20 protein-coding genes are annotated in these 21,548 nt (G+C 67.7%); 8 read left to right on the top strand and 12 right to left on the bottom strand.

Annotated features, from left to right (window positions below):
• The first annotated feature begins 118 nt into the window (after positions 1–118).
• Genes B9Y82_RS15300 through B9Y82_RS15290 form a run of 3 tightly spaced genes read left to right on the top strand, consistent with a single transcriptional unit; the run spans position 119 to position 4,161 of the window.
• Positions 119–1,648 (top strand): MFS transporter, encoded by a 1,530-nt coding sequence (locus B9Y82_RS15300; RefSeq protein WP_100473890.1) that lies wholly within the window; start codon positions 119–121, stop codon positions 1,646–1,648.
• Between the two features lie 21 nt (positions 1,649–1,669).
• Positions 1,670–2,752 carry an HlyD family secretion protein gene (locus B9Y82_RS15295; protein ID WP_100473889.1) on the top strand — a complete coding sequence of 361 codons (1,083 nt, stop codon included), beginning with the start codon at positions 1,670–1,672 and terminating at the stop codon, positions 2,750–2,752.
• A complete protein-coding gene (locus tag B9Y82_RS15290) occupies positions 2,749–4,161 on the top strand; it encodes an efflux transporter outer membrane subunit (protein WP_100473888.1) in 1,413 nt (470 codons plus the stop codon). Before B9Y82_RS15295 ends, B9Y82_RS15290 begins: the two co-directional genes overlap by 4 nt.
• An 89-nt stretch (positions 4,162–4,250) precedes the next feature.
• Here the strand turns inward: B9Y82_RS15290 and B9Y82_RS15285 are convergent, their stop codons facing one another.
• From B9Y82_RS15285 to B9Y82_RS15265, 5 genes are all read right to left on the bottom strand, one after another.
• Positions 4,251–4,589, bottom strand: coding sequence for a hypothetical protein (locus tag B9Y82_RS15285; protein ID WP_040007100.1), 339 nt, complete (start codon positions 4,587–4,589; stop codon positions 4,251–4,253).
• Between the two features lie 77 nt (positions 4,590–4,666).
• The gene (locus B9Y82_RS15280) at positions 4,667–5,608 is read right to left on the bottom strand and encodes a DegV family protein (RefSeq protein ID WP_100473887.1); all 942 of its coding nucleotides are present in this window, start codon (positions 5,606–5,608) and stop codon (positions 4,667–4,669) included.
• A gap of 95 nt (positions 5,609–5,703) precedes the next feature.
• Positions 5,704–6,336, bottom strand: a complete 633-nt coding sequence (locus B9Y82_RS15275; protein ID WP_100473886.1) for a 2-hydroxychromene-2-carboxylate isomerase — start codon at positions 6,334–6,336, stop codon at positions 5,704–5,706.
• A 20-nt stretch (positions 6,337–6,356) separates the two neighbouring features.
• Positions 6,357–7,619 carry an amidohydrolase family protein gene (locus B9Y82_RS15270; protein ID WP_100473885.1) on the bottom strand — a complete coding sequence of 421 codons (1,263 nt, stop codon included), beginning with the start codon at positions 7,617–7,619 and terminating at the stop codon, positions 6,357–6,359.
• Entirely contained in the window at positions 7,619–9,028 is a 1,410-nt protein-coding gene (locus tag B9Y82_RS15265) for an amidohydrolase (protein ID WP_100473884.1), read from the bottom strand. Before B9Y82_RS15265 ends, B9Y82_RS15270 begins: the two co-directional genes overlap by 1 nt.
• Positions 9,029–9,186: 158 nt before the next feature.
• On the opposite strand from B9Y82_RS15265, the gene B9Y82_RS15260 reads away from it, so the two are divergent.
• Together B9Y82_RS15260 and B9Y82_RS15255 are read left to right on the top strand one after the other, a co-directional pair.
• On the top strand, positions 9,187–9,963 hold the full coding sequence (locus B9Y82_RS15260; RefSeq protein WP_005414446.1) for an AMP nucleosidase: 777 nt from the start codon (positions 9,187–9,189) through the stop codon (positions 9,961–9,963).
• Positions 9,964–10,004: 41 nt separating this feature from the next.
• Positions 10,005–10,544 (top strand): DUF924 family protein, encoded by a 540-nt coding sequence (locus tag B9Y82_RS15255; RefSeq protein WP_100473883.1) that lies wholly within the window; start codon positions 10,005–10,007, stop codon positions 10,542–10,544.
• A 77-nt stretch (positions 10,545–10,621) separates the two neighbouring features.
• On the opposite strand, the gene grxD is transcribed toward B9Y82_RS15255, so the two are convergent.
• Positions 10,622–11,548, bottom strand: a complete 927-nt coding sequence (gene grxD, locus B9Y82_RS15250; protein WP_100473882.1) for a Grx4 family monothiol glutaredoxin — start codon at positions 11,546–11,548, stop codon at positions 10,622–10,624.
• Positions 11,549–11,607: 59 nt separating this feature from the next.
• On the opposite strand from grxD, the gene B9Y82_RS15245 reads away from it, so the two are divergent.
• The gene (locus tag B9Y82_RS15245; RefSeq protein WP_100473881.1) at positions 11,608–12,387 is read left to right on the top strand and encodes a polysaccharide deacetylase family protein; all 780 of its coding nucleotides are present in this window, start codon (positions 11,608–11,610) and stop codon (positions 12,385–12,387) included.
• Between the two features lie 44 nt (positions 12,388–12,431).
• Here the strand turns inward: B9Y82_RS15245 and B9Y82_RS15240 are convergent, their stop codons facing one another.
• Genes B9Y82_RS15240 through B9Y82_RS15230 form a run of 3 tightly spaced genes read right to left on the bottom strand, consistent with a single transcriptional unit; the run spans position 12,432 to position 15,051 of the window.
• Positions 12,432–13,151 carry a class I SAM-dependent methyltransferase gene (locus B9Y82_RS15240; protein WP_100473880.1) on the bottom strand — a complete coding sequence of 240 codons (720 nt, stop codon included), beginning with the start codon at positions 13,149–13,151 and terminating at the stop codon, positions 12,432–12,434.
• A 4-nt stretch (positions 13,152–13,155) separates the two neighbouring features.
• Entirely contained in the window at positions 13,156–13,773 is a 618-nt protein-coding gene (locus B9Y82_RS15235) for an SGNH/GDSL hydrolase family protein (RefSeq protein ID WP_100473879.1), read from the bottom strand.
• A 3-nt stretch (positions 13,774–13,776) separates the two neighbouring features.
• Positions 13,777–15,051: a pyridoxal phosphate-dependent aminotransferase gene (locus B9Y82_RS15230; protein ID WP_100473878.1), complete on the bottom strand. Its 1,275-nt coding sequence runs from the start codon at positions 15,049–15,051 to the stop codon at positions 13,777–13,779.
• A gap of 113 nt (positions 15,052–15,164) precedes the next feature.
• On the opposite strand from B9Y82_RS15230, the gene rsgA reads away from it, so the two are divergent.
• Positions 15,165–16,274 carry a ribosome small subunit-dependent GTPase A gene (gene rsgA, locus B9Y82_RS15225; protein ID WP_100473877.1) on the top strand — a complete coding sequence of 370 codons (1,110 nt, stop codon included), beginning with the start codon at positions 15,165–15,167 and terminating at the stop codon, positions 16,272–16,274.
• Between the two features lie 86 nt (positions 16,275–16,360).
• Positions 16,361–17,614 (top strand): flavohemoglobin expression-modulating QEGLA motif protein, encoded by a 1,254-nt coding sequence (locus tag B9Y82_RS15220; RefSeq protein WP_100473876.1) that lies wholly within the window; start codon positions 16,361–16,363, stop codon positions 17,612–17,614.
• Positions 17,615–17,919: 305 nt separating this feature from the next.
• Here the strand turns inward: B9Y82_RS15220 and B9Y82_RS15215 are convergent, their stop codons facing one another.
• From B9Y82_RS15215 to B9Y82_RS20930, 3 genes are all read right to left on the bottom strand, one after another.
• Positions 17,920–20,217, bottom strand: a complete 2,298-nt coding sequence (locus B9Y82_RS15215; protein ID WP_100473875.1) for a TonB-dependent receptor — start codon at positions 20,215–20,217, stop codon at positions 17,920–17,922.
• Positions 20,218–20,377: 160 nt separating this feature from the next.
• Positions 20,378–20,920, bottom strand: coding sequence for a hypothetical protein (locus tag B9Y82_RS15210; protein ID WP_100473874.1), 543 nt, complete (start codon positions 20,918–20,920; stop codon positions 20,378–20,380).
• A complete protein-coding gene (locus tag B9Y82_RS20930; RefSeq protein WP_238381616.1) occupies positions 20,895–21,512 on the bottom strand; it encodes a hypothetical protein in 618 nt (205 codons plus the stop codon). The genes B9Y82_RS15210 and B9Y82_RS20930 overlap by 26 nt, the downstream gene beginning before the upstream one ends.
• Positions 21,513–21,548 lie beyond the last annotated feature (36 nt).

Genomic DNA, 21,548 nt, shown 5'->3' with positions numbered 1-21,548 from the left:
GCCGGTGACGCCATTTTTTGCACGTTACCGGCTCCCTAGACTGCGCTCCCCGGAGTTTCACTGAGCGCATTCCAATGACCCCCAACATGCCGTGCCCTGCACGGATTGGTGCCCGGCGATGAGTACGCCGGCCGCCGCTGTCCCGGCCGCTGCAGCGCCCCGTCCTGCCGCCGCCCCCGGGCTCGACCGCCGCGTCCTGGTCGGCCTGTGCGGCGTGCTGCTGGCGGTGCTGGTGTCGGGCTTCAACGAGAACATCACCAAGGTCGCCCTGGCCGACATCCGCGGTGCGATGGGTTTCAGCGTCGATGACGGCAGCTGGATCGTCGCCCTCTATAGCGCCATGTCGGTCAGCGCGATGGCCTTCGCACCGTGGTGTGCCGCCACTTTCTCGCTGCGCCGTTTCGCGCTGGCGATGATAAGTGGCTTCATGGTGCTGGGCGTGCTGTGCCCGCTTGCCCCGAACCTGCAGGTGTTCCTGCTGCTGCGCGCGCTGCAGGGCCTGTGCGGTGGCGCGCTACCGCCGCTGCTGATGAGCGTGGCGCTGCGCTTCCTGCCGCCGGGCATCAAGCTGTACGGCCTGGCCGGCTACGCGCTGACGGCGACGTTCGGCCCGAGCATGGGCACGCCGCTGGCCGCGTTCTGGGTCGAGCAGGTGGGCTGGCATTGGGCGTTCTGGCAGATCGTGCCGTACTGCCTGGCGGCCATGGCGATGGTCAGCTGGGGCCTGCCGCAGGACCCGCTGCGGCTGGAACGCTTCGCCCAGTTCGATACGGCCGGCTTGCTGCTGGGCCTGCCGGCGCTGGTGCTGCTGGTGCTGGGCCTGGTGCAGGGCCCGCGCCTGAACTGGTTCGACTCGCCGATGATCACGCTGATGATTGGTGGCGGTGCCGGCCTGATGGTGCTGTTCATGATCAATGAATGGTTCCACCCGCTGCCATTCTTCAAGCTGCAGTTGCTGGCCAACCGCAACCTCAGCTACTCGCTGGTGACGTTGGGCGGCGTGTTGTTCGTGCTGCTGGCAGTGATCTCGATCCCGTCCGGTTTCCTGGCCAGCGTGCAGGGCTACCGACCGCTGCAGACCGCACCGATGCTGCTGTGGGTGGCGTTGCCACAGGTGATCGCGCTGCCGCTGGTGGCGGCGCTGCTGAACATCCGCGCGGTGGACTGCCGCTGGGTGCAGGCCACGGGCCTGGCGATGCTGGCCCTGGCCTGCTGGCTGGGCTCGCACCTGGATGTGACCTGGATCCGCGACAACTTCCTGTGGGTGCAGCTGCTGCAGGTGTTCGCCCAGCCGATGGCGGTGCTGCCGTTGCTGATGCTGGCCACCGGCGGCCTGGCGCCGCAGGACGGCCCGTTTGCCTCGGCGTGGTTCAACACGGTCAAGGGCTTCGCTGCAGTGCTCGCCAGTGGCGTGCTGGATGCCGTCGCGCAGGGCCGCCGTCATTTCCATTCCACCGTGCTGGTCGACCGCCTTGGCGAGCAACCGTGGCTGGCCGAGGGCCCGCAGCTGGGCGCGCGCCTGCATGCACAGGTACAGGCGCTGACCTCGGCCGACCTGTACTGGGTGGTCGCGCTGGTGGCACTGGCCTTCATTCCCCTCATTGCCTGGATGCCCACCCGCATCCATCCGCCACGTGCCGTGGCCTGAACCTTTCGCAGGAACCCCCTCATGACGATCAATCGAACCACTCTCAATACCGGCCTGGGCCTGGGCGTTCTGGCGCTGGCCATCGGCGCCTGGCTGCTGCTGCGCGACGGCGGCCACCAGACCACAAACAATGCCTATGTCGTGGCCGACTACACGCTGGTGGCGCCGAAGATTCCGGGCTTCGTCAGTGCCGTGGACGTAGAGGACAACCAGCCGGTGAAGGCCGGCGACGTGCTCGCCCGCATCGACGATCGCGACTACCAGGTGGCCTTGCAGGCAGCCCGTGCCGACCTCGCCAACGCCCGTGCACAGCTGGCCAACGCACAGGCCGCACTGGCCCAGCAGGACTCGCTGATCGAACAGGCCAGGGCCAGCGTCGATGTCAGCCGTTCCGAACTGACCCTGGCCAGCGCCGACCAGCAGCGTTACCGCGAACTGGCCCGCGACGGCGCCGGTACCGTACAGAACGCGCAGCAGGCGCAATCGAAGCAGGCCGTGGCCAGTGCCCACCTGCAGCAGGGCCAGGCTGCGCTGTCGACCGCGCGCCAGCGCACCGGCATCCTCAGCGCTGGCGTGCAGGCCGCGCAGGCGGCGGTACAGCGTGCCGAGGCGGCGCAGGCACGCGCCGAACTGGATCTGTCGCACACCGTGCTGCGTGCACCGATCGATGGCATGGTTGGTCGTCGCGCAGTGCGCGTGGGTGCCTACCTGACCCCGGGGACGCCGGTGGCTGCGGTGGTGCCGCTGAAGCGCGCCTTTGTGGTCGCCAACTTCCAGGAAACGCAGATGACCCGCATGCAGGCCGGCCAGCAGGTCGAGCTGAAGGTGGACGTGTTCCCGGGCAAGCCGCTGCGCGGGCACATCGACAGCATCGCACCGGCCACCGGCGTCACCTTCGCCGCCGTCGCACCGGAAAACGCCACCGGCAACTTCACCAAGGTGGTGCAGCGCATTCCGGTGAAGATCGTGCTGGAACCGGGCCAGCCACTGCTGGACCAGCTGCGTGCCGGCATGTCGGTGGAAGCCCGCGTTGACCTGGGCAGCCGCGCGCGCGCGCAGAGCGTGCAGCACCGTCCGGGGCACAAGAGCGGGGAGGGTGCATGAGCGCCGTCACCGTGTTCCGCACCGTCGTTGCGGCCAGCCTGTGTACGGCCCTGGCTGCCTGCACGATGGGTCCGGACTTCGTACGCCCGCAGGCAGAACTGCCCAGCCACTGGCAGGGAGAAGCTGTCGCCGGCAGCGCCATCGACCAGGACGCGGACTGGTGGGCCGGTTTCGACGATCCGCTGCTGGGGCGGTTGGCCAGCCAGGTGCTGGCGGCCAACCTGGACCTGCAGCTGGCCGCCAACCGCGTGCAGCAGAGCCGCGCCGCGCGTGGCATCAGCGCCGCCGACCGGCTGCCCAGCGTCAGCGCGAGCGCCAGTGGCGTGCGTGCACGCAACAGCGAAGTGGGCTTGAACGATCCGTCCGGCAACGGCGGCCGCGACGACTACGGGCTGTTCCAGGCCGGTATCGGCCTGAGCTGGGAGCTGGACCTGTGGGGTCGCGTGCGTCGCCAGGTGGAAGCCGCGGACGCACGCGTACAGATGGCCGAGGAAGATGCACATGCGGTGCGCATCGCGCTGCTGGCGGAAACCGCGCGTGATTACCTGCAGCTGCGCGCGACGCGGCAGCTGCTGGCGATCACCGAGGACAACCTCAGCATCGCCCTCGACATGAAGCGCCTGACCGAGGCACGCCAGCAACAGGGCGTGGCCAGCATGCTGCAGGTGTCCAGTGCGGCCGCGCAGGTGGCATCGTTGCAGGCGCGCATCGCGCCGCTGCGGCATCGCGAATCGCAGCTGCGCAACGCGCTGGCGTTCCTGCTGGCGCAACCGCCGCAGGCGCTGGATGCTCAGCTGCAGGGCGTGCGCCGTGACTGGCCGGCGTTGCCGGCCGTGGCGGTGGGGGTGCCGAGTGAACTGGCCGAGCGTCGCCCGGACATCCGTCGTGCCGAAGCGGCATTGCATGCGGCAACGGCCGGCATCGGCGTGGCCAAGGCCAGTTTCCTGCCGCGCATCACCTTGAATGGCGATGCCGGCTTCCAGGCCAGACAGCTGGATGATCTGGATGGCTGGAACGCGCACCGCTTCAGCATCGGGCCGTCGATCAGCGTGCCGATCTTCCAGGGCGGGCGGTTGAAGGCCAACCTGGCGCTGAGCCGGCTGCAGCAGCAACAGGCGGCGCTGCAGTTCCGCCGCACCGTGCTGCAGGCCTGGCATGAAGTGGATGACGCCATCGATGGCTATGCCGCCGAGCAGCAGCGGACCGTGCAGCTGCACGTGGCCGTGGACGAGAGCGAGACCGCACTGGCTGCGGCGCGCCGGCAGTACCAGGCCGGTGTGGTCGACATGCTGGATGTGCTGAGCACCCAGCGCATCGCGCTGGACAACCAGGCCGCGCTGGCCAACAGCCAGGCCACGGCGGCGATTGCACGGGTGGAGCTGTACCGCGCGTTGGGTGGCGGCTGGTAGGGAATCGTCGGGGGAGTGCCGGCCGCTGGCCGGCACCTTCATGGTTGTTGCGGTTGCAGGCCAGCGGCCGGCACTGCCAGGGCCTGGCCTCAACGCACGTCGCGCAGTTCCCAGTGATGGCCAGCCAGCAGGCGCAGGCGCTGCTTGAACACGTCACTGTCGATGCGGGTGGTGGCGACCAGGTTGATGCGCAGGTCTTTCTGCTCGCCGGTCACGGTGGCATCCGGATCGGTCACGCCCCATTGCGGTTCCACCGCATCCGGGTCGGGCTGCTTGGCCTTCCAGCGCTCGAACAGCGTGCCGTTGCGCAGGGCGTCCTGCAGCTCTTCGGCGAAACCGGCGGCGCCCTGTGAATGGAAAGACAGGTCGGGGTCATTGCCGCGGGCCTTGGACGGGTCGGGCAGGCTGATGTGGTACTGCGCAGGCATGGAGTTCTCCTTGAAGTGCGGCAAGGCTGGCACAACCGCGGTGGAATCGATGTGCAGATTCCGGCCGCGGCCAGCGCTCATTCGAACCGATGCGGCCCATCGGCAAAGCCCACGGTGACTGCGCCCTTGCCGACGTTGACCATGCCGGTCAGGCTCATCACCGATTCGTACACGGTCACGCCGTGGCCGGCACAGACCTCCTTCATCCGTGCATAGCCGGGCAGGGTGCGCAGCTCGTCCAGTTCGCCGCCGTAGCTGACGCACACCGTTGGCGTCATCAGCCCGACACGCACGCGCTGGCCGACCACCGCGAACAGCTTCTGCACGGCACTGTCGAAACCCTTGATCTTGGCCACCGGCCCGGTCTCGCCACGGTAGCCGTGCAGCACCGGCTTGATGTCCAGTGCGCTGCCCAGCGCGGCGCTGAGCAGGCCGACACTGCGGTCACCCTTGTGCCGTGCACGTGCGCGCATGTAGTACAGGTCGCGGGTGACCATGTAGCCGTGCACGTTGCCGGCCAGTTCTTCCAGCCGTTCGCGGATCTGCTGCACGCTGGCGCCACTGCCACGCAGGCGTACCGCCTCCACCGCGGTCACCGCCTGCGCGGCGAACAGGTTCTGGGTATCGAGCACGCGCAGCGCGAACGGTGAGTTGTAGCCCGCCGCCTGCCGCACCGGCTTGTAATCATTGAGGATGGCGAAGCTGGCCTGCAGCGCGTTGTCGTGGATCGGGCTGCGGGTCTTGGTGATGGTCATGCAGAACACGTGGTCGTAATCGATCACCAGCTGCTGCAGGAACAGGTCGCGGATCTGGTTGACGCTGAAGGGGATGGTCTCCGCTTCAGCACCATGTTCGGCCACATGCGCGTGCAGGAAGCTCAGGGTGGCCTGCTCATCGCGATGATCGGCCAGCACGGCTTCGCCGATCCGTACAGTGATCGGCAGCAGCACGATGTTGTGCTCGGCAATGAAGTCCTGCGGCAGGTCGCAGGCCGAGTCGACGACGATTCCGATGCGCATCCGCGGCTCCCCCTCCAGGGCGGTTGTAGGTTCGGAAACGTGAAATCTATCTCAAAACATGGCGGGGCGCGCGAGGGAAACGCGCCACGCCCTGTTCAGCGACTGCGCTGCACCGCCACCGGCAGGCTGGCCAGGCGCTGCCACTCGGGTTGCTGCAGCAGGCCAGGGTCGGCCAGCACCGCCGCCATCAGCGGGTGGGCGTCGTTGCCCCAGAACAGTTCGCCATCGATGGCCAGGGTCGGCACGCCGAACACGCCGGCGGCAATGGCGGCCTCGGTGTTGCGCCGCAGCTGCTCCTTGACCGCCGGGGCGGCGATGGCGCTGGCGACATCCTCGATCCCCAGCCGTGCAGCCGGTTCGCGCAGGGCCTCGGCGCTGTCGGCGGCATTGCCGTCGCGCCAGATCCAGTCGAACAGCACGTCCACTGCCTGCACGCTGCCACCCGCCGCCAGGCACAGGCGCAGCGCCGACAACGGATTGAACGGGTGACCCGGCGGAAACCGCAGTGGTGTGCCTTCGGCCTGCGCGGTCCACAGCAGCTGGCGGTAGATGAAGCGGCGCTTGGCCGGAATCTCGGCCGGCCCGAGGTTGCCCAGGTGGTGCAGGACCGCGCCGAAGGCGATCGGCACGGTCTGGATCTGGGCGAACCGGGGCAGCTGCTTCAGCTTCTGCCAATGCAGGTAGGAATAGGGCGAGACGAAGTCGAAGTACCAGCGCAGCGTGGCCATTGGCGGCTCCTTGCAGGCAGTCAGGGGTGCGCGTTGCGCTGCAGGTAGCGGTCGCGCAGTTCGGTCTGGCGCGAGCGCATCGGCATTGCACGACCGCCCAGCCAGACCTGCTCGGCATAGTGCGCCACGTCCAGTGGGTCGCCCTCCCACAGCACCAGATCGGCGCGCTTGCCCGGTTCGATGCTGCCGATCTGGTCGCCCACGCCAAAGGCCTGTGCAGGCACCCGGGTCAACCCGGCCAGGCCGTCGGCCCAGGGCAGGCCGTTGGCCACGGCATTGCCCGCCAGCTGGCGCATCTTGCGTGCGTTGTGGGAGGCGTCGCCCCGTTGCACGAACGAGACGGCTACGCCGGAACGTTGCAGGCGTGCCGCATTTTCCAGAGTGGCCCCGATCTGGTCGAAGCTGGCCGGCAGGTTGGACAGCACGTCGACGAACACCGGCACCTGCGCGGCCGCCAGCTCCGGCGCCAGCTGCCAGGCTTCGCTGCCACCGGCAATGGCGATTTTCACCTTCTCGCGGGCGGCCCAGCGCAGCAGTTGGCGGATGTCGGCGGCACGGTCCGCTTCCACCACGATGCGGCCCTGGCCGGCCAGGTAGCGGCTGAGCGTGCGGCGCCCGGCAGGCGTCAGCAGCGCGTGCGGCGAGTCCGCGGCCACCTGTCCGCGTGCTTCGTCGATCATCTGCTGCAGCAGCATCCATTGCGCGGCGCGCGAATGCCCGGTCAGTTCGGAGGCCGCTGCGCCGATGCGCAGGAACAGGGCGCGCGGGCCGATCGGGTCGGCGCTGCCGTCCAGCCGCATCACGCCGCCCTGGCCTGCCACGAAGCCGCCGCCGGTGGCCGCGCCCAGTGCAGTGAAGCCGATGCCTTCCAGTCGCGTTACCGGGATCAGTACCGAGGCCGGGTTGTAGGCCAGGGTGACATCGAATTCCGGGCGCAGCGGCTGCTCGCCGATCTTCAACGTGCTGTCGACCGTGCTCGCTTCGCCGGAAACCTCTTCGATGCCGATCTCGGTGATACCCCCGAACAGCGCCGGGGTCAGCGGCCGGCCGTTGGCCTCGACCACGGTGGCGCCGGCCGGCGCGGCCAGACCGTTGCCCACCGCACGGATGATGCCCCCCTGCACCAGTACGTCCGCATTCTGCAGGCTGCCGCGCGTGCTGGCGGTATGCACCGTCGCGTTGCGCACCAGCAGGTCCTGTGCCTGTGCGGATGCGGAGATGCAGGCCAGCACCATGACGATCGGGCCGAGCCATGCCCGGCGACGCTTGTTCAACGCGCCCATCAGTGCACCTCCTGGCCGAGCTGGAAATCGGAACGCGGCGTTGCTGCCGGCGCACTGCGGTCGTACAGGCGTCGTCCATCGACGAAGACCTGTTCGGCCAGCGCATACGAACTGAAGGGGTTGCCATTCCACACCACCACGTCGGCCATCTTGCCCGCCTCCAGGGTGCCGGTCTGGCCTTCAATGCCCAGCGCCTTGGCGGCGTTGGCGGTCATCCAGGTGATGGCGTGTTCGGGCGTGATCTCCGGCATGCGTGCGCGGCGTGCGGCGGCCATCACCTTGGCCGCTTCCTGGTTCAGGCGCTGGATGCCTTCGGGCGAGTCGGAGTGGACGATGGCGCAGCTGTTCTTCGGGCGGTCGACCAGCGCGATGTTCTCGGGGATGCCATCGAAGGCTTCCATCTTGAAGCCCCACCAGTCGGCCCACAGCGCACCGCAGACGCCATCGGCGGCCAGCCGGTCGGCCAGCTTGTAGGCTTCCACGCCGTGGTGGAAGGCGGCCACCTTGAAACCGAATTCCTTGGCCAGGTCGAGCATGGTGGCCATCTCGTCGGCGCGGTAGCAGTGGATGTGCACGCGGATGTCGCCTTCGATCGCGCCAGCCAGCGTGTCCAGCTTGAGATCGCGCTTGCCGCCGGCGTCACCGGCGCTGTCGCCCTTGTCGCTGCCGAACCAGCCCTTGCGCTTGGCCGGCTTGGGTTTGCTTTTGGCGATGTAGTCGGCGGCATCGATGAAGGCGGCGCGGTAGCCGGCGACATTGCCCATCCGCGTGGCCGGGGCCACGCCCTTGCCTTCGCCGTAGACCCGTTTCGGGTTCTCGCCGCAGGCCATTTTCAGCCCCCACGGTGCGCCGGGAAACTTCATCGCCTGGTAGGTGATGGCCGGTACGTTCTTCAGGGTCACGCCACGGCCACCGACCAGGTTGGCCGAGCCGGGCAGCACCTGCATGCTGGTCACGCCGCCGGCCAGTGCGGTGGCGAAGCCTGGGTCCTGCGGCCATACCGAGTGCTCGGCCCAGACGTTGGCGGTGACCGGCGCGGTCATTTCGTTGCCGTCACTGTGCGCGCCGACACCGGGGCTGGGGTACACGCCCAGGTGCGAATGCACGTCGATCAGGCCCGGGGTGACCCACTTGCCCTGCGCGTCGATGCGGGTGACGCCGGCATCGGCCTGCAGCTGGCGGCCGACCGCGACGATGCGGCCCTCGCGCAGCAGCACGTCGGCATTGTCCAGGCGCTGGCCGGTACCGGTCAGCACGGTGGCGTTCTGGATCAGCACCGGCGCATCGGGATGGGCCTGGTAGGTGCTGGGGTAGGGATCGGCGACGAAGCGCGAGGCGCCCACCGCTGGCGCCGTGCTCAATGAAAGCAGCGCCAGTGCCACCCCGGCGCGCAACAACGTCGATGCCATGCAGTTCCCCTCGCAGCGTAGTCCAGCCGCCGACGCTAGCCGGACGGCGGCGTGCTTGCCAAGTGACCTTCTTCACACGCGTGCCGGCAATGCCTCGACGGGGCCGCCCGGCTGGCTGAAAATAGCCGGTTCCCACGCCGTACACCGGACCACCGCCCATGAAGAGCAAGCAGGAAATCGTCGACAACTGGCTACCGCGCTACACCGGCGTGCCCCTGGACCAGTTCGGCCAGCACATCCTGCTGACCAACTTCGGCGGCTACCTGCACACCTTTTCCGAGCTGACCGGTGCCCCCGTCATCGGCCTGGACCGGCCGATGGCCAGTGCCACCATCGACGGCATCACCATGATCAACTTCGGCATGGGCAGCCCCAATGCCGCGATCATCATGGACCTGCTGTCGGCGGTGATGCCCAAGGCGGTGCTGTTCCTGGGCAAGTGCGGCGGCCTCAAGCGCAAGAACCAGCTGGGCGACCTGGTGCTGCCGATCGCGGCGATCCGTGGCGAGGGCACCTCGGGTGACTACCTGCCGCCGGAGGTGCCGGCGCTGCCGGCGTTCGCGCTGCAGCGTGCGGTCTCGACCATGATCCGCGACCTCGGCCACGACTACTGGACCGGCACCGTCTACACCACCAACCGCCGGGTCTGGGAGCACGACGAGGCGTTCAAGGAGCGGCTGCGGGCGATGCGCTGCATGGCCATCGACATGGAAACCGCTACCGTGTTCGCTGCTGGCTTCGCCAACCACATTCCCAGCGGTGCGCTGCTGCTGGTATCGGACCAGCCGATGATCCCCGACGGGGTCAAGACCGAGGCCTCCGATGCCAAGGTCAGCTCCCAGTTCGTGGAAAACCATATCCAGATCGGTATCGAGGCGCTTAAGCTTATCCGGCGCAACGGCAAGTCGGTCCGACACCTGCGCTTCGACGAATGATGATGATGGCCTGGCGGCGCGCCAGCCCTGGGGAGTAGGTGATGGACGTTGCCGCGCAAGTGGTGGATTTCTGGAAAGAGGCGGGCCCTGCGAAGTGGTTCGCCCGCGACGATGCGTTCGACGCGCAGTTCCGCCAGTTGTTCCTGGATGAGCACTACGCGGCGGCTTCGCGCGCGCGCGAACACTGGCTGGGCAGTGCCGATGGCGCACTGGCGCTGATGCTGCTGCTGGACCAGTTCCCGCGCAACTGCTTCCGCGGCACCGCCCATTCCTACGCCACCGATGGCCTGGCCCGCCATTACGCCATGCGCGCGATCGAGGAAGGCCTGGACCTGCAGCTGGTGCCCAAGCTGCGCGCCTTCATCTACCTGCCGTTCGAGCATTCCGAGGATCCGCTGGACCAGGACCGCTCGGTGGCGATGTTCGACGTGCTGGGTGACAAGGAATACCTGCAGTACGCCGAACTGCACCGCGACATCATCCGCCGCTTCGGTCGCTTCCCGCACCGCAACGCCGTGCTGGGCCGCATTCCCTCGCCGGAAGAACTGGACTACCTGGCCGAAGGCGGTTTCGCCGGCTAAGAAAAAGGGGACGGAGGGGATTAAGTCGTTATTGCCACAAACGACTTAATCCCCTCCGTCCCCTTTTTCAGTGCCGATCAGTACTTCGGCACGCCGTTGTCGACGTCTTCCGACCAGGCGTTGATGCCGCCGGTGACGTTGAACACCTTGGTGAAGCCCAGGGCGCGGAACTGCTCGGCGGCCTGCGCGCTGCGGCCACCGTGGTGGCAGATGAAGGCCAGTGCAGTGTCCTTCGGAAGGGCTTCCAGCGCGGCGCGGCCGTTGCCGTCGAAGGTCTTGAACGGTACGCCCACAGCGGCGATTTCACGCTCGTCGGCCGGGCGCACGTCCACCAGGGTGATGTTGCCTGCACGCACCAGGTCGTCGGCATCGCGCACGCTGATTTCCTGCACCGGCTTGGGCGCGTTCGGGTTGTCGATGGCCAGGCCCTTGCCGCGGATGTCGTCCACCCAGTCAATGGTGATGCCGTTGGCACGACGGGCGCTGGCCAGGTCGAACTGCACACGCAGGCCGTTGGACTCGGTGGCGATGGCGCCCTCGTCGTGCGGGGCCAGCTGGAAGTTCGGCTGGAAGCCGGCGTCGATGGACAGCTGCAGGGCGGCGCCCGGGGCATCGGCCAGCGCGCCCTTGAGCATTTCCACGGCGGCCGGGGTGACGGTGATGCTCGGCGGGGTACGGTCCGGCGCAGCCAGGCCCAGCACGCTGCTCAGCTCACCGCTGGCGGCCATCTGCAGCACGATGTCGCTGCCGCCGACCAGTTCGCCGTCGATGTACAGCTGCGGGATGGTCGGCCAGTCGCCATAGGCCTTGATGCCTTCACGGATTTCCTGGTCGGCCAGCACGTTGACGTGGGCGAACTCGACGCCGAGGTCCTGCAGGGCGCCTACGGCCTTGGCCGAGAAACCACACTGCGGCATCGACGGCTGGCCCTTCATGAACAGCACGACGCGGTTGGCGTTGAGGATGGATTCGATGCGCGAACGCAGGGCGGGATCGAGGGACATGGACGTCGGGGTTCCGGGAATTCGAATCATCAATTCTAACCCCCATGGCATCATGGGGGATGAGCAACGCAGGAACATTGCATCGCATCCCGACCCGGCCCTGGCGCTGGCTGCCCTGGCTGGTGGCGTCGCAGCTGGCCGTGATCCTGGCCTGGGCCCTGGCCGGCTGGCACTGGGGGCTGCCGCTGATGGTGGCCAGCCACGCCCTGTTCATGGTGCCGGTCTTCCTGCCCAACAGCCGCTTCTACGCGCCGGTGCTGAGCCGGATGCCGGAGGCCGGCAACAGCGTCTGGTTGACCATCGATGACGGTCCTGGCCCGGAAACCCGTGCCGTGCTCGACCTGCTGGACCGCCACCAGGCCCGTGCCACCTTCTTCCTGGTGGGCGAGCGCGCGCTGGCGCAGCCGCAGCTGGTGCAGGAGATCCTGCGCCGCGGCCACGACCTGGGCAACCACAGCCACAGCCACCCGCAGGCGCGCTTCTGGCGGCTGGGCCCGGCGGCGATGCGCGCCGAGATCGAGGGCTGCCAGCATGCCCTGCAGGCGGTAAGCGGCCGCCCGGTGCGCTGGTACCGTTCGGTGGTGGGCATGACCAATCCGTTCGTGGCACCGGTGCTGCAGCGGCTGGGCCTGGTCCGGGTCGGCTGGAGCGCGCGCGGCTTCGACGGTATCGGCTGCACGGCGCAGGGCGTGCTCGACCGGCTGCTGCCGGACCTGCGTCCAGGTGCCATCGTGCTGCTGCACGAGGGGGCCGCCCACGGCCACAACCTGGCGATCATCGAACGCGTGCTGCAGGCGCTGGACGAGCGTGGGTTGAAGGCGCAGTTGCCGGCCGGATAGCTTCGGGCCGTGGCCGTATCGAGCAGCCGAGCCTGGGCTCCGCTCTACAGCGCAGGGCGTTGGGCCACCAGCAGCCAGCTGTTGAACGGGGTGCGCCCATGCAGGGGGCGTGGCGATGTCACCTGCAATTCCGCTTCGGCCAGTGTCGCCTGCAGCACCTGCAGGTCGGGGTAGTGGCGCGGCCGCGTACCCATCCAGCCGACCATCCATGCCAGCCGATCGGCCACGCGCGTGGTGCGGTCGCGGCCATCGCCGGTGGCAAGCGGCGTGCGCAGCAGCAGGCGGCCGCCGGGAGCGACCCGTGCACTGGCCGCGCGCAGCAGTGCCTGCTGTGGGCCCGCATCCAGGTACTGCAGTACATCCAGTAGCAGGACATGCCCGGCCTGCGCTGGCAGCGGTGCCTGCACGTCCAGGCAGTCGAAGCGCACATCGTGCAGGCCGGTCGCGGCACGCCGGGCGCGCGCGATCTTGCCGGCATCCACGTCCACGCCCAGGTAGGGTTGGCTGCCGCCGCGCTGGCGCAGCACATGGGCGAACAGGCCGAGCCCGCAGCCCAGGTCCAGCAGCGGTTGCCCGTCGTCAGGGAGATGCTGCAGCACGCCGTCGTACAGCGGGTCGCTGCCGAGCTTGCCGCGGGTGTAGTAGTAGTCGCGACGGCTGCCCCAGGCCCGTGCCGGGCGGAACGCCTCGGCGATCGTGCGGGCCTGCGCGGCGCTCAGGGGTGTGCAGGGCAGGGGGAGGCCGTTCCGTGGCGTGCCATCCATCGCGTCAGTCCGTTCCGCCAAGCAGGTGCGCGGCGACCGGCAGCGCGCGTGCGCTCCACAGTGCGTACATCCGCGCTGACGGGTGCAGGCCGTCGTCGGCGATCATCGCCGGGTTGTCCCCGTGGGCACGGCTGATGTCGGTGATGTCGACGAAGGCCACGCCCTGCTGGGTGCTGATCACCTCGGCGGCCGCGTTGTACTCGTCGGTTTCGATCTCGATGGTGGCCAGGTCGCGGCCACTGCCGGCACCGAACGGGGTCGCACCCCAATCGGGGAAGGACAGCACCAGCACGCGGCCGGCATCACCGCCCGCGAAGCCGATCGCCCGCTGCAGCAGCGCCTGGAACTGGCTGCGGTATTCGTCCAGCGGACGTCCGCGGTACTGGTTGTTGACGCCGATCAGCAGGCTGACGAAATCGAACGGTCCCTGCGGTGCACCCGCATCGATGCCAGCGTCGAGTTCGTCGGTGGTCCAGCCGGTGGTGGCGATGGTCTGCGGATCGGACAGGTCGATGCCCTGCGCACGCAGCGCCGCGGCCAGCTGGTGCGGCCAGCGGCCTTCGACTGCAACCGCTTCACCGATGGTGTACGAATCGCCCAGCGCCAGGTAGGACAGGGTCACAGGTCAGGCCACCGAACGGCGTGGCTTCAACGGCACGACCTTGGTGGCGTCCTCGGCACGCCGCGCCAGCACGCGGTCGATGCGCGCGAACACATCGCGCATCACCGAAGCTTCCGGCATCAGGGTCACGCGGAAATGGTGGCGGTAGGGCACGTTGAAGCTGGAACCCGGTACCACCAGCACGCCTTCGTTGTTCATCAGGTCCAGCGCGAAGTTGTGGTCGTCGAAGCCCTTCGCAGCGGCGCCGATCACGGCCGGGAACGCGTACAGCGCACCGGCCGGTGCGACCAGCGACAGATTCTCGCTCGCTTCGCAGGCCTCGATCACAGCACGGCGGGTCTCATACAGGCGGCCACCCGGCGTGCACAGCTCGGAAATGGTGTCCGGGCCGTTCACCGCGGCCTCGATGGCGTACTGGCCCGGCACGTTGGCGCACAGGCGCAGCGCGCCCAACAGGTCCAGCGCGGCGCGGAAGTCGCCCAGTCGGGCATCGTCTCCGCTGAGGTGGGCCCAGCCCACGCGCCAGCCGCAGGCGCGGTGCACCTTGCTCAGGCCACTGAAGGTCAGGCACGGGTGGTCGCCGGCCAGCGGCGCGACCGGCTGGAACACCGCATCGTCGTAGAGGATCTGGTCGTAGATCTCATCGACCAGCAGCAGCAGGTTGTGGCGGCGTGCGATCTCGACCACGCGCTCGAGCAGTTCGCGCGGGTAGCTGGCGCCGCTGGGGTTGTTCGGGTTGATCAGCACGATGGCGCGGGTGCGTGACGACACCAGCGTCTCGATCTCGCTCGGGTCCGGCTGGAAGCCGTTCTCCGGCGCGCAACGGTAGTACACCGGGCGGCCATCGTTGAGGATGGTCGAGGCCGACCACAGCGGGTAGTCGGGCGAAGGCACCAGCACTTCGTCGCCGGGATTGAGCAGCGCACGCAGCGACAGGTCGATCAGTTCGCTGACGCCATTGCCGAGGAAGACACGGTCCGGATGGGCATCGGGCGCGCCACGGCGCGCGTAGTACGCCGCGATGGCTTCACGTGCCACCGGCAGGCCCTGCTGGTGGGTGTACGGGTCGGTGCGACCCATGTCGTCGGCGATCGCACGCTGCAGGTGCTCCGGTGCACGGAAGCCGAAAGCGCCGGGGTTGCCGATGTTGAGCTTGATCAGCTTGCGACCCTGCGCCTCCAGCTCCCGGGCTCGCCGCGCCAGTTCTCCGCGGATTTCGTAGCGCACTTCGGAAAGGCGCTCGCGGATGGCCAGGGGCTTGGGCGAGTTGGTGGACATGGGAGCGGGCCGTCAAAAGGCATGGGGCTTCCATCCTACCGGAATTGCTGCAATGCATGGCAAGGGCTCCGGGCCCGTCATTGCTGGGCTGGCAGGGCGCCGGCACAGGTAGAATGGCGGCGATGACCCAGACCCCCGATTTCATCGCCCTGCAGACCATTGGCTGGCCCTGGCCGGGCCCGGCGCAGCAGGCCGACTGGCAGGCCGCGATGGCCGCACATCCGCAGGCCCGCCCGGCACGGGTGATCGAACAGCACCGCACCCATTACGTGGTGGCCGATGGCCCGGAGGCGTCGATCAAGGCCGAGTCGCTGCCGGAATGGCAGCGCCCGCGCTTCCCCAGCCATGAACGCCCGGCGGTGGGTGACTGGGTGCTGCTGGACGGCATCCGCATCGTCGCACTGCTGCCGCGGCGTACCGCCATCAAGCGTGGCGCCGCCGGTGAGCACTACCACCAGCAGGTGATCGCGGCCAACATCGATACGGTGTTCATCGTCTGTGGCCTGGATGCCGACTTCAATCCGCGCCGCATCGAACGCTACCTGCTGCTGGTTGGCGGTGGCGGCGCCGAACCGGTGGTGGTGCTGACCAAGGCCGACCAGACCGAATACAGCGAAGACGCGCTGGCGGTGCTGGAAGAGCTGGAGATGCAGGGTATCGCGCTGCATGCGATCAACGGCCTGGATGCCGGCAGCGTGGCGGTGCTGCAGCCGTGGCTGGGGCCGGGCCGCACGGTGGTGCTGGTCGGTTCCTCCGGTGCTGGAAAGTCCACGTTGACCAATACCCTGCTCGGCGAGCAGCGGATGAAGACCAACGCGGTGCGTGCCAATGATTCGCGCGGCCGCCACACCACCACCCATCGCGCGCTGATGCCGCTGCCGACCGGCGCCTGCCTGATCGACACCCCCGGCATGCGCGAGCTGAAGCCGACCGGGGAAGAAACCCTGTCTGAAGGTGGCTTCGCCGATATCGAAGCGCTGGCCGCTCAGTGCCGTTTCAACGACTGCAAGCACCAGCAGGAACCGGGCTGCGCGGTGCGCGCGGCGATCGATGCCGGCGAAATCGAAGAGAGCCGCCTGCTGAACTACTTCAAGCTGAAGGAAGAAGTGGCGGCCGCTGCCGCCAAGCTGGCCGTGCGCCAGGCCGAGACCGCGCAGGAGCGCGGCGGCAGGAAGGGCAAGGGCCAGCAGTTCCGTCCGGCGGGCAAGCCGCGCAGGCGCTGACCCCGCGGTGCCGGAAACCTGTTCCTGGTAGGTGCCAACCTTGGTTGGCACCTACCAACGCGCGGGCAGGGCGCTATAGTCCGCGCATGGAACCGACCGCGACGCTGGACCGTGAAGTGGCCCACCATGCAGCGCTCGATGCGCGCCTGGTCGAGGCCGTGGGAGGCATCCGCCTGCTGGGCCTGACCAGCTGGCCGGCAACAGTGCAGGCACCGTTCCTGGACAGCATGGCGCGCAGCCAGCCAGTGCTGCCAAAGGTGGATTACCCCCGGCTCGACTTCAGCGAAGAGCGCCGCGCGCTGGCCGCGATCGCTGCCGACTGCGATGACAGCCACCCGCTGGGCCATTACGTGCAGCAGTCCGCGCAGAGTTGGGACCTGGCAGCGCAGCTGCTGGAAGGGCTGGGCACCGCCGCCGTCGATACCTGCTCGGTGCAGCTGTTCGGTGCCCCCGAGCAGCCGCTGCCGGGCAATGGCCCGAGCACGCGCGAAGCGGCGCGCCACTTCATCCAGATCGCGGCCGAACTGGACCACGAACTGCTGGCGCCGGAAGAACAGGTGCCGGTCTCGGCCATCGCGTTGCAGCTGCAGCTGCAGAACGATCTGGACGCCTTCTTCGAATCACGCATCATCCAGGTGCAGCTCGATCCGGAACTGGTGTCCAAGGCCGCCGCCGGCCCGACCCGCATCCGCTTGCGCACCAGCGCGCGCTTCAGTGCCTACGACCGCGCGCAGCTGTTCCACCATGAAGCGCTGGTGCATTCGCTGACCGCGTTGAACGGCCGCGAGCAGCCGGTGCTGCCGAGCCTGGCATTGTCCTCGCCGCGGGTGACCGCGACCCAGGAAGGGCTGGCGACCTTCGCCGAGCAGATCACCGGCAGCATCGACATCGAACGGCTGAAGCGCATCAGCCTGCGCACCGAAGCGATTGCCATGGCACGCGAAGGCGCCGACTTCATCGAGGTCTTCCGCTACTTCTGCGATGCCGGGCAGAACACGGAAGAGAGTTTCGCCTCGGCGCAGCGCGTGTTCCGCGGCGTGCCGCCGAGTGGTGGACTGGCGTTCACCAAGGACACGGTGTACCTGCGCGGCCTGGTGTCGGTGCACACCTTCTTCCGCCACATGCTGGCCGAGGACCGCCTGCAGGTCTGCCGCTGGTTGTTCGCGGGCAAGATGAGCCTGACCGATGCGATCACGTTCGCGCCGCTGTTCGAAGCGGGGATATTGAAGCCGCCGCGTTGGCTGCCGCACTGGGTGAGCCGGGCGAACGGCCTGGCGGGCATGCTGGCGTTTTCGCTGTTCGCCAACCGGATACGGATGGACCAGCTGGCGCCGGAATGAAATGCGTTGGCGGCCCCTCCAGCGCCTGCCTGCTATCGGTGGGGAGGAGGCGGGGCACCCTGGCCAGGACACGCAAAAGCCCATCCATGGTGCTCGATGGCGCCATCCATGGCGCCAACGGTCCTGGCCAGGGTGCCCCGCCTCCTCCAGACAGTTTTCTGCGGGCGCGGTAGCAGGCCCACCAGAGGGATTGCGCTTGAAAAGCAAAGAGCCGGGCAACGCCCGGCTCTTTGCTTTTGCTCTTGCTTTTCATTGCCTCCGCGCCATGCAGGAACACTCAATGCGCCGCAGCGCCTGCTTCTGACTTAGAACTCCGCCGCCACCGTCATGAACAACTGCCGCGGTGCACTCGCATGGATCGCATAACGCGTCCCCTTCGGATCAGTCGGCGCGAACGAGCTCAGCTGGCCGGCGTAGCGCTTGTTGGTCAGGTTGGTCGCGTTCAACGATACCCGTACGTTGCGCAGGCCCAGGCCCGGGCCGAAATCGTAGCCCGCACCGGCATCGAAGGTGGTCACGCCCGGCACCGACTGATCGTTGGTGTAGGTGTAGTAGCGCTTGCCGGTGTACTTGGCGCGCAGGCTGGCGAAGAAGCCGTCGCGGTTCCAGCTGATCTCGCTGGAGGCCATGCGCTGCGGCGTATCCACCGTGATCTTGCCGGCCACCGGAACGATCGCACCACCCGAGGTGTAGTCATCCTCGTAGGTGGTCTTGTTCCAGGACAACGCGTTGTACCACTGCAGGCCATCGATCGGCTTGAGGATGAAGGTCAGCTCCGCGCCGTGGCTCTTCACCGAACCGACGTTGATGAAGCGCGTCACGCACTCCGGGCGCGTGCCGACTTCGATGCTCGAGCACGGGTTCAGCGACAGCAGGCGGTTGTCGAACTTGACGCTGTAGGCCGCGATCGACGCCTGGTACTTCTCGCCGAAGGTACGGAAGCCGGCTTCCAGGCTCTTGGACTTCTCCGGCTCCAGCCCGGCGCTGGCCGCGAACGATTCCGGCGACACCTGCAGCGGGCCGCCGCTGCCACCGCCGACGAAGGCGGCGATGTTCTCGGCGTAGGAGGCGAACAGCTCGTTGTTGGCGTTGAGCTTGAAGCCCACGCCCACCTGCGGCAGCACTGATTCCTTGGCGGTCAGCGTGCCCGAGGCGATGCTGGTTTCCACGCCCGGCCTGGCGGTGGCGCGCATGCGGGTGTTGGGGCTCTTGAGGCCGACGTCCACGGTCAGGCGCTGGTCCAGGAAGCGCATGCGGTCCTGTACGTAGAACTGGCGCGTGCGGATGTCGAAGTCCTGGTTGAACAGCAGGCGGTCCGGGTTCTTCAGGTACAGGTCGTCCAGGAACGGGCCGCTGATGTAGTAGAAGTTGCGCGAAACGTTGTGGTCGTTCTGTTCATACCACAGGCCGGCTTCCAGCTCGTGGATGCCCACTGTCCACGACAGCGCGGCGGTCAGGCCATCGCGGTTGATTGTGTAGTTGGTGCTGCGGATCGAGATCGGCAGCATCCTGTCGGTGCCCGGGTAGGACGGCTGGCCCGGTGCCCACCAATGGCCCTGGCCACGGTTGTCGTGATGGTAGGCCAGCAGCTTCAGGCGGCCCTGCTCGCCCAGGCGCAGGTCGGCATCGACCGAGTACAGGTTGTCGTCACGCAGCGCACGGCTCTGGTAGTACGCATCGTCGATGCTGTTGACGCCACCGCTGAACGCACAGCGCGCCTTGTTGTAGGTGCCCGGCGCGCAGTACGCGGCGGCAACGGCGCGATCCCAGTCCGGTGCGTAGATGTTCCAGTCATAGCCCAGGCCGCGCGCCAGCATGTCCTTGGACAGGTAGGCGTAGTTGGCCTGGCTCGCGCGCGAGGTGGCCACGAACGCACCGAAGCGGTGGTCGCCGATATTCCACACCGCCTTGGCGTTGAACTGGCGGGTGGTCTGGTTCTGGTACGGCGCGGCCCACATGTCCTGGTCCTGGTGCACGCCGGACACGTAGGCCGAGAAGCCGTTGATGTCGCCGGTATCCACGCGCAGGTAGCCGCGGCGCTGGTTGTCGTCGCCAACGGTGACGCTGGCGCGGCCACCGAATTCGGTCGACGGGTCCATCGAGAAGTACTGGATGGTGCCGCCCAGGTTGCTGGTCGAGGCCACGCCCAGCGAACCGATGCCCTGCGACAGCTCGGCACCGGCCAGGTTCTCGGCGATGATCGCGCGGGCGATGCTCAGGCCGTTGTAGTTGCCGTAGCTGTTGTCGCCCAGCGGGATGCCGTCCAGCGTGTAGCCGAGGCGGCTCTTGTCGAAGCCGCGCAGGCTGATGGTCTGCGATTCTTCGTTCGCGCCGAAGGCATCATTGGACTGCACCGACACGCCCGGCAGGCGGTCGAGGATCTTCTGGCCGCTGGTGCCCGGCGGCAGCACCTGCTTGTCCACTGCCGTGATGCGCTGCACCTGGCGGGTTTCGCCTTGGCCGATCACGGAGACGGTATCCAGCGTCTGCGCGCTCAGCGCGGCATCGGCGCCGGCATCGGCGGCGGTGGCGGCATGTGCGCTGGCGGCGGCGGCGGCGGAAATCGCGATCGCCACGGCGATCGTCAGGTGTCGGGTCTGCATGGTGGTCCGTTGCATGGGGGATGGTCACCGGCACGCGTGCGCGGTGCATGGCCACTATGCGAACGGAACATGAAACCTTCTTTACGAAAAACCAACGAATGGTGCAGGGCAGTGGTGTGCGTCCTGCAACCTGTTCGTCATGGTGGTATGTCGGTGGGAATCAGAAGCGCTCCCCTGGCCAGCTCAATTTGAGCTGGTCCATGCAGTCACGGTCATGTTCGGAGAATGAGAACCCGATCTGGATGCCGTTCACTACCGTACCGAACACCGTGGACTCGTCGAGGCTATGCCCTGACGGGACGGAAAGGACGTTGAAGTCGGGGTAGCGACGACCCATCTGCTTCCGCGAGATGCAGGCGCCGCCCAGCGACAGCGTAATGCCTTTGATGATTCGCCCCGACGCATCGGTGTAGATCTGGCCAGAAGGCCCCTTGATCCTCCCAGCGACCACGAATGGCGCCAGGTCGATGGTGGCGCTGTCACCCCGGCCCCTTCTTGCTTCCGAACGCGAGCCGGCCGGAGCCAGTGGTGACAGCTGTGCGACAAGGTCAGAGCGTGCCAGTTGCAAGGACCAGCGCTCCACGAGCCGCCAGGTTGCGTCCGCCTCTTCCGCAGTGGCAGCGGACGTGGCTGCAGTTGCAGAACCGGAAACCAACAGGCTCAGGAGCAGAAGAAGTTCAGGGACGGGCGGCGATCGCTTCATCGTAGATTCTTCCGTAGAAGTCGTTGTAGTTCTCGCCGGTGGTTGAAGTTACGTTGTTGTCGCAGAACAGCTTACCTACCCGCCGGTCCAGGTCTTCACCGCCGGCATCGGCTTGTGCGATGAGGCCAGGACCGTTGGATGCAGCTACGCCGATGTCGTAGTACCCCAGGCTGGTCACCAGAAGCTCACTGCGCGCGGTGAGGTTGTTGAGTACCGCTTTCCCCTCCATGGTGCAGAAGTGCTGGATGAACGCGCCTCGGGTGCTCAAGGCGATACCTTCGAAGTACAGTGCGTGTCCCACTTCATGGGCAATGGCTGCGATCCGGAAGTAATAGCCTGCAATGTCGGAGGAATCGCAGTCGAAGGACTGGATGTAGATCCGGATGGGATTGCGATTGGTATAGGACGCGGGAGCCCAGGCGAAGGTCCACTCCGGATGGCCGGTGATCTGCGCGTCGAGCGTGGGCGCGCCTGGGATCAGCCAGTCGGGGCAGCCCAGACCCGTGATCACCCGCATGGGCGGGGGCTCCGCGCGGGCCGGCGTCGCCAGCAGCGTAGCGACCACGAGAAGCGCAATCAGCAATGCACGCATGCCGACCTCCTTGATCCGCGATTCCGACCGTTCATC

This window comes from Stenotrophomonas maltophilia, from assembly GCF_002799155.1.
In the GTDB taxonomy this organism is placed as follows: domain Bacteria; phylum Pseudomonadota; class Gammaproteobacteria; order Xanthomonadales; family Xanthomonadaceae; genus Stenotrophomonas; species Stenotrophomonas maltophilia_R.
Note: the sequence above shows the minus strand (reverse complement) of the source record. Positions and strands in the feature narration are given on the sequence as shown.